The organism is Pseudoalteromonas sp. TP27 (assembly GCF_056470645.1).
Genome location: NZ_JARDAK010000018.1, coordinates 72,967 through 79,246, shown reverse-complemented (window position 1 = coordinate 79,246; position 6,280 = coordinate 72,967). Strand labels below are relative to the sequence as shown.

The 6,280-nt window shown below is 42.0% G+C and carries 10 protein-coding genes; all 10 read right to left on the bottom strand.

The features are described 5' to 3' along the window. Nucleotides 1-696: 696 nt before the first annotated feature. The 10 genes from rplQ to rpsE all read right to left on the bottom strand — a co-directional run bounded on the left by rplQ (nt 697) and on the right by rpsE (nt 6,276). Nucleotides 697-1,098 carry a 50S ribosomal protein L17 gene (rplQ, locus tag PX700_RS17630; RefSeq protein WP_002959450.1) on the bottom strand — a complete coding sequence of 134 codons (402 nt, stop codon included), beginning with the start codon at nt 1,096-1,098 and terminating at the stop codon, nt 697-699. Nucleotides 1,099-1,137: 39 nt separating this feature from the next. Next, complete coding sequence (locus PX700_RS17625) at nt 1,138-2,124, bottom strand: DNA-directed RNA polymerase subunit alpha (protein ID WP_002959452.1); 987 nt, start codon at nt 2,122-2,124, stop codon at nt 1,138-1,140. A gap of 24 nt (nt 2,125-2,148) precedes the next feature. Then, nucleotides 2,149-2,769 carry a 30S ribosomal protein S4 gene (gene rpsD / locus PX700_RS17620; protein ID WP_002959461.1) on the bottom strand — a complete coding sequence of 207 codons (621 nt, stop codon included), beginning with the start codon at nt 2,767-2,769 and terminating at the stop codon, nt 2,149-2,151. Between the two features lie 21 nt (nt 2,770-2,790). Continuing rightward, the gene (gene rpsK / locus PX700_RS17615) at nt 2,791-3,177 is read right to left on the bottom strand and encodes a 30S ribosomal protein S11 (protein WP_002959471.1); all 387 of its coding nucleotides are present in this window, start codon (nt 3,175-3,177) and stop codon (nt 2,791-2,793) included. 12 nt (nt 3,178-3,189) lie between these two features. Beyond that, nucleotides 3,190-3,546, bottom strand: a complete 357-nt coding sequence (gene rpsM / locus PX700_RS17610) for a 30S ribosomal protein S13 (RefSeq protein WP_007584664.1) — start codon at nt 3,544-3,546, stop codon at nt 3,190-3,192. 124 nt (nt 3,547-3,670) lie between these two features. Continuing rightward, complete coding sequence (gene rpmJ / locus PX700_RS17605) at nt 3,671-3,784, bottom strand: 50S ribosomal protein L36 (RefSeq protein ID WP_002959476.1); 114 nt, start codon at nt 3,782-3,784, stop codon at nt 3,671-3,673. A gap of 22 nt (nt 3,785-3,806) precedes the next feature. Then, a complete protein-coding gene (secY, locus tag PX700_RS17600) occupies nt 3,807-5,135 on the bottom strand; it encodes a preprotein translocase subunit SecY (protein WP_007584663.1) in 1,329 nt (442 codons plus the stop codon). Between the two features lie 10 nt (nt 5,136-5,145). Beyond that, the gene (gene rplO / locus PX700_RS17595; protein WP_002959480.1) at nt 5,146-5,580 is read right to left on the bottom strand and encodes a 50S ribosomal protein L15; all 435 of its coding nucleotides are present in this window, start codon (nt 5,578-5,580) and stop codon (nt 5,146-5,148) included. Nucleotides 5,581-5,584: 4 nt separating this feature from the next. Next, complete coding sequence (gene rpmD / locus PX700_RS17590) at nt 5,585-5,767, bottom strand: 50S ribosomal protein L30 (RefSeq protein ID WP_002959482.1); 183 nt, start codon at nt 5,765-5,767, stop codon at nt 5,585-5,587. Nucleotides 5,768-5,769: 2 nt separating this feature from the next. After that, nucleotides 5,770-6,276, bottom strand: a complete 507-nt coding sequence (gene rpsE, locus PX700_RS17585; RefSeq protein WP_002959485.1) for a 30S ribosomal protein S5 — start codon at nt 6,274-6,276, stop codon at nt 5,770-5,772. Nucleotides 6,277-6,280: the final 4 nt, after the last annotated feature.

Genomic DNA, 6,280 nt, shown 5'->3' with positions numbered 1-6,280 from the left:
GAAAACAGATCAACCCTTTTTTGAAGAAAACTTGAAATAAAGTGCTGTTCGCTGAGTATTTGAGCTAAACGCTCAAAAACACAACTAAACTACCACTATTAAGAGGTTCATAGAGCTATTTAAAATGAAAGTTATGGCAACTACTAACGGGTAGAGACATATTTCTATCATCAATGCGGAAAAAACAACCAATAGAGCAAGAGTCGTATTGCTATAAATCATTTAAATTAATCAAAAGCTGAGAATTGAATTGATGAGGCTATGTTTAATAATAGTTTTACATATTTTAGGAGGGAGTTCACTTAGGCCGTAATGGTTATCTTTACTCTGAGGTTCTTAATAACGATATATAGATAAAAGCGTGCAACGTTGTATCTTCCAATCAGCTTTATAAATAGAATTCGTTAGGAGCTGCTTTAATGGTAACTCAATTCGCGGCGGTATTATTAATAGCTGTAAATCACAATATATAGTTGAAATGATCTTTAAATAGCATCTGATAGGCTATTTTGAATGAATAGTGAATAAAGAGATGGAGCTATTAAAGTAGTTGTCTAAACAACTTATCGATTCAGAATCTGTGAGTCAGTACTCGTAAATGATCACATACAGAAAGTAATTACTGATTTATTTAAGTTAACAAATTTTAGGCAAGAAAAAGCCGAGCATAAGCTCGGCTTTAGGTTTCTTTAAGACTTACTCTGCAGACTGTGCGTCTTCTTGAACTGCTTCGCTAGTCGCTGGGCGACCAACTAGTTCAATATAAGCCATTGGTGCATTATCACCAGTACGGAAGCCACACTTAAGAATACGAGTGTAACCACCTGGACGATCCGCGTTACGTGGACCGATTTCACTGAATAATTTACCAACAACTTCATTATCACGCGTGCGAGCAAACGCTAAACGGCGATTTGCTACACTGTCAGTCTTAGCCAGTGTGATTAAAGGTTCAATTACACGACGTAACTCTTTCGCTTTAGGCAAAGTAGTTTTGATGATTTCATGTTTCACCAAAGAACCTGCCATATTGCTAAACATCGCTTTACGATGGCTACTGTTACGGTTTAATTGACGACCACTCTTACGATGGCGCATGACCCTATCCTTCTAACTAAACTAATATAGTGATTTAGATTATTCAGCTAAACTTGCAGGTGGCCAATTTTCTAGGCGCATGCCTAGAGAAAGTCCACGTGAAGCTAGCACGTCTTTAATTTCAGTTAGAGACTTCTTACCTAAATTAGGCGTTTTAAGAAGCTCAACTTCAGTGCGCTGAACTAAATCACCGATATATTGAATTTGCTCGGCTTTCAAACAATTTGCTGAGCGTACTGTTAATTCAAGGTCATCAACTGGACGAAGTAGAATAGGATCGAATTCTGGCTTCTCTTCTTTCTCTTCTGGCTCAGTTACATCACGTAAATCTACGAATGCATCTAATTGCTCAGCTAAGATAGTAGACGCACGGCGGATCGCTTCTTCTGGATCTAAAGTGCCGTTTGTTTCCATATCAATGATTAACTTGTCTAAATCTGTACGTTGCTCAACTCGAGCTGATTCAACCGAGTACGCAATACGTTCAACTGGGCTAAATGATGCATCAAGCAACAATCTACCAATTGGACGCTCATCGTCATCAGAGGATAAACGACTAGATGCCGGCACATAACCACGACCACGTTCAACACGAATACGCATGCTGATCTCGCTGTTATTTGTAGTTAAATTACAAATAACGTGATCTGGATTAGCAATTGTTACATCGCCATCGTGCTGAATATCAGCCGCAGTAACAGGGCCTACACCAGATTTAGTCAGGGTCAGAAAAACTTCATCTTTGCCTTCTAACGTTACTGCTAAACCTTTAAGGTTTAATAGTATTTCAATGATGTCTTCTTGAACGCCTTCTTTCGCGCTGTACTCATGTAATACACCGTCGATTTCAACTTCAGTTACTGCACATCCAGGCATAGATGAAAGTAATATACGGCGTAAAGCATTACCCAGAGTATGGCCAAAGCCACGCTCTAATGGTTCTAAAACTATTTTAGAACGCGTTGGGTTGATAGCGTCGATGTCGACTAACCTTGGTTTTAGAAATTCTGTAACAGAACCCTGCATTTTATCCTCTCTTAACTCTTAACTTTACTTAGAGTAAAGTTCGACGATTAGTTGTTCATTAATGTCCGCAGACAGGTCTGAACGCTCAGGTAGACGCTTAAAGCTGCCTTCCAATTTCTTACCGTCAACTTCAACCCAAGTCGGCTTTTCACGTTGCTCAGCCAACTCTAGAGCAGCGATGATACGTGCTTGTGTCTTAGACTTCTCACGGATTACAACAGTATCTTCTGGAGTAATTACGTATGAAGGAATGTTCACAACACGACCATTAACTAAAATCGCTTTATGGCTTACTAACTGACGTGCTTCTGCACGTGTGCTAGCAAAACCCATGCGATATACAACATTGTCTAAACGTTGCTCTAAAAGCTGTAACAAGTTTTCACCTGTGTTGCCTTTAAGGCGAGCAGCTTCTTTGTAGTAGTTACGGAATTGCTTTTCTAATACACCGTATATACGACGTACTTTTTGCTTTTCACGTAATTGTAAACCGTAATCAGATAAGCGACCTTTACGAGCGCCGTGCTGACCAGGTGCAGTCTCAAGTTTACACTTAGAGTCGATAGCTCTTACGCCGCTCTTAAGGAACAGGTCAGTACCTTCACGACGACTCAGCTTGAGCTTAGGGCCCAAATATCTTGCCATGTTATTTCTCCTAACCTATTGTTAAACGCGACGTTTCTTCGGTGGACGACAACCATTATGTGGTATAGGCGTCACGTCAGTAATGTTGGTAATACGGTAACCAGCAGCATTCAAAGCACGTACAGCAGATTCACGACCTGGACCTGGACCTTTAATGAAAACTTCTAGATTTTTTAAACCGTATTCTTGAGCAGCAGTACCTGCACGCTCTGCAGCAACCTGAGCAGCAAATGGTGTAGATTTACGTGAACCACGGAAACCTGAACCACCGGCAGTAGCCCATGATAGTGCATTACCTTGACGGTCGGTAATCGTTACAATAGTGTTGTTGAAAGACGCATGAACATGAGCCATACCATCAGCAACTTGTTTTTTAACCTTTTTACGACGAATTGGTGTCTTAGCCATAATACTATCCCCTTATCGCTTAATAGGCTTACGTGGACCCTTACGGGTGCGCGCGTTAGTCTTAGTTCTTTGACCACGTAGTGGTAAAGAGCGACGGTGACGTAGGCCACGATAACAACCAAGGTCCATAAGGCGCTTGATATTTAAAGTAACTTCACGACGAAGATCACCTTCAACAGTGTACTTGCCAACTGCATCACGCAGTACGTCAAGAATTTCGTCTGAAAGTTCACCGATTTTTGTGGTCTCGGCGATACCAGTCGCTACTAAGATAGCCTTAGAGCGAGTCTTACCTATGCCATAAATAGCTGTTAAACCAATAACTGCATGTTTATGATCAGGGACGTTAATGCCAGCAATACGGGCCACTAACACATCTCCTATATTCGAATTTGGTAATCATCTGTTTGAAAAGCCCGTAAGGATACTCAAACGAAGACCAAATTACTACTAAAAACACAGGCCGAGAAAACTCAGCCTGCACGCTGTTTACTTAGCCTTGCCTTTGCTTATGCTTAGGCTCACTGCAAATTACGCGTACTACACCAGCACGTTTAATAACTTTACAGTTACGGCATATTTTCTTAACGGAAGCACGTACTTTCATTGCTCAACTCCGTAAACTGACCTTATCGACCGTAGCCTTTAAGGTTCGCTTTTTTCAGCACAGAATCATACTGATGAGACATCAGGTGAGTCTGTACTTGTGCCATAAAGTCCATGATTACTACAACGATAATCAAAACTGATGTACCGCCGAAGTAGAATGGCGTTTGCCACGCCATCGTCATGAATTCAGGCACCAGACAGATAAAGGTTATATACAAAGCACCTGCCAATGTCAGGCGTGTCATCACTTTATCAATGTATTTAGATGTCTGCTCACCTGGACGAATACCTGGGATAAATGCGCCAGATTTCTTAAGGTTATCTGCTGTTTCACGAGGGTTAAAAACCAACGCTGTATAGAAAAAGCAGAAGAAGATAATAGCTGCTGCTAGTACAAGTGAGTACAACGGTTGACCTGGGGTCAACGTAGTAGCTACAGCTTGTAATACATCAGCAACTGGACCTTCACCTTGGCCGAACCAGCTAGCAATTGTACCAGGGAACAGAATTATACTACTAGCGAAGATTGGTGGAATAACACCCGCCATATTTACTTTTAGTGGTAAATGCGTGCTTTGAGCAGCAAATACTTGACGACCTTGTTGGCGTTTAGCGTAGTTAACAACAATACGACGTTGTCCACGTTCAAAAAACACTACAAGATAAGTAACAGCGAATACGATTACCGCAACCATCAGTAGTACAAAAACATTCAAATCACCTTGGCGCGCCATTTCGACTGTCGAACCAATAGCAGACGGCAAGTTAGCTACAATACCAACAAATATTAGAACTGAGATACCGTTACCGATACCGCGTTCTGTAATTTGTTCACCCAACCACATAAGGAACATAGTACCAGTCACTAAACTCACCACTGCGGTGAAATAGAAACCCATACCAGGGTTAACAACTAACCCCTCCATCATGCCCGGTAAGCTAGAAGCAATACCGATTGATTGAATAGTAGCTAGCACAAGCGTGCCATAGCGTGTGTACTGGCTAATTTTTTTACGCCCTTGCTCACCTTCTTTCTTAAGCTCTATAAACGGAGGATACATATGCGTTAATAGTTGCGTAATAATCGAAGCCGAGATATACGGCATAATACCCAGTGCTAACACTGAAGCTCGCTCAAGAGCACCACCACTGAACATGTTGAACATTTCAACAATGGTGCCCTTTTGTTGCTCGAAGAAATCGGCAAGTACAGCGGCGTCAATCCCAGGGATCGGCACAAATGAACCTAGACGGTAAATTATGATAGCACCTAATACGAAGAGTAATCGGCGCTTCAATTCCGAAAGTCCACCTTGTGCACTTTTTGTATCTTGACCTGGTTTAGCCATTAGTACTTCCTTAGTCTTCTACCTTGCCTCCGGCAGCTTCAATAGCTTCGCGAGCACCTTTAGAGGCTTTAAGGCCTTTAACGGTAACAGCGCGTGAAACTTCGCCAGATTTAACAACTTTAACGAAAAGAACGTTCTTTTTAACTAGACCAGCTGCTTGTAACGCGCTTAGGTCTACCACATCGCCTTCAACTTTAGCGATTTCAAAAAGGTTTATTTCTGCAGATACTAAAGATTTGCGAGAAGTGAAACCAAATTTAGGTAGACGACGTTGCATAGGCATTTGACCGCCTTCAAAACCAACGCGTACTTTGCCGCCAGAACGTGATTTTTGACCTTTGTGACCACGACCGCCAGTCTTACCAAGACCAGAACCGATACCACGACCAACACGTTTTGGAGCAGTTTTTGAACCTGCAGCAGGTGAAAGTGTATTCAAATGCATCGAATTAACCCTCTACCTTAACCATGTAAGAAACCTTGTTTATCATACCACGTACACATGCTGTGTCTTCTAACTCAACAGTGTGGTTGATACGACGTAAACCAAGACCGCGTAATGTAGCTTTATGTTTCGGTAAACGACCGATAGAGCTTTTTACTTGTGTTACTTTTACAGTTTGATTTGCCATGGTTACCCCAGTATTTCGTCTACGCGAAGGCCACGTTTTGCAGCGATTGACTGTGGAGAATTCATATTCTCAAGAGCCGAAATCGTTGCACGTACCACGTTGATTGGGTTAGTAGAACCGTAACATTTAGAAAGTACGTTCTGCACACCAGTCACTTCAAGTACTGCACGCATAGCACCACCTGCAATGATACCAGTACCTTCAGATGCTGGTTTCATGAACACTAGTGAGCCAGCATGACGTCCCTTAACAGGATGCTGTAATGTGTTGCCATTTAGGTCTACGTTGATCATGTTACGACGTGCTTTTTCCATTGCTTTTTGAATAGCAGCTGGAACTTCACGTGCTTTACCATAACCGAAACCTACTTTACCTGCGCCATCACCAACTACAGTTAGTGCAGTAAAGCTAAAGATACGACCACCTTTAACTACTTTAGACACACGGTTCACCGCGATTAGCTTTTCAGCTAGATCAGGCTGTTGTTGCTTTGCTTCTACGTTAGCCATAGTC

What these genes read in the sequence shown, in the direction of transcription:
- rpmJ (WP_002959476.1), bottom strand. Translation starts at nt 3,784, where the DNA reads ATGAAAGTACGTGCTTCCGTTAAGAAAATATGCCGTAACTGTAAAGTT.
- rplQ (WP_002959450.1), bottom strand. Translation starts at nt 1,098, where the DNA reads ATGCGCCATCGTAAGAGTGGTCGTCAATTAAACCGTAACAGTAGCCAT.
- rpmD (WP_002959482.1), bottom strand. Translation starts at nt 5,767, where the DNA reads ATGGCAAATCAAACTGTAAAAGTAACACAAGTAAAAAGCTCTATCGGT.
- rpsK (WP_002959471.1), bottom strand. Translation starts at nt 3,177, where the DNA reads ATGGCTAAGACACCAATTCGTCGTAAAAAGGTTAAAAAACAAGTTGCT.
- rpsE (WP_002959485.1), bottom strand. Translation starts at nt 6,276, where the DNA reads ATGGCTAACGTAGAAGCAAAGCAACAACAGCCTGATCTAGCTGAAAAG.
- PX700_RS17625 (WP_002959452.1), bottom strand. Translation starts at nt 2,124, where the DNA reads ATGCAGGGTTCTGTTACAGAATTTCTAAAACCAAGGTTAGTCGACATC.
- rpsD (WP_002959461.1), bottom strand. Translation starts at nt 2,769, where the DNA reads ATGGCAAGATATTTGGGCCCTAAGCTCAAGCTGAGTCGTCGTGAAGGT.
- rplO (WP_002959480.1), bottom strand. Translation starts at nt 5,580, where the DNA reads ATGCATTTGAATACACTTTCACCTGCTGCAGGTTCAAAAACTGCTCCA.
- secY (WP_007584663.1), bottom strand. Translation starts at nt 5,135, where the DNA reads ATGGCTAAACCAGGTCAAGATACAAAAAGTGCACAAGGTGGACTTTCG.